The organism is Anoxybacillus thermarum, assembly GCF_000836725.1.
Taxonomy (GTDB): Bacteria; Bacillota; Bacilli; order Bacillales; family Anoxybacillaceae; genus Anoxybacillus; species Anoxybacillus thermarum.
The window spans coordinates 1-643 of the sequence record NZ_JXTH01000150.1 but is presented as its reverse complement, the minus strand read 5'-3'; the positions used below and the strand labels follow the sequence as shown (position 1 = coordinate 643).

Genomic DNA, 643 nt, shown 5'->3' with positions numbered 1-643 from the left:
CGGTTCACGAGCTCGAGCTGCGAACCGTTTCGTTTCCATCCCTCGTGAACCGCCAGGATTTTCTCTTCTTTCGCCCGTTTCCCTTTCCCCTGGCGGGAAATGAACAGCCCATCCGCCTCCACAAACAGCACTCGGCCGTGCCGTTGGGAAACAGGGTGGTGCAGCGAGACAGGGGCCTCCAGCACCAGTTGGCGAATCGCCTCGTGGCTTAGGACCGCATACCCCACGATCGACTCCAACGTACGGGCCGCTTTGCGGTAGGAAGAGCACTCTACGGCCAACTCGACCGCCGTTTCCTCGAGGCAAGGGCTGATCGACTGCGCTCCATCAAAGCCCAGTTCGGTATCCAGCAAGAAGGTATACGCCCCCGCCTGCCGATCATAGTAGTAGTTCCGTCGAAACGTCACTTCTCCAAACAGCGTTTGGATCGTGGTCGGCCGTTTGTCTTTCAGCTGATACCGGCGCTTGTCCCGCGCTTCCGCCAGTTGTTGATCAATCTCCTCCAAAAGGGCCGCCAACAAGACAGCGAACACCTTTTGAAGAGTTCTGACTAATTGTTCCTCCAGCTCTTTTAATAAAGGCCATTCTGTGGTAAAATGTTTCATGGACTCTCTCCCTCCTGTTTTATTGATGTTGGTCATCA

General features: G+C 55.2%; 1 pseudogene. It reads right to left on the bottom strand.

Annotated features, from left to right (window positions below):
• Nucleotides 1-605, bottom strand: a pseudogene (locus LH47_RS14860) (ISLre2-like element ISGsp3 family transposase); the annotation flags it as partial.
• Nucleotides 606-643 lie beyond the last annotated feature (38 nt).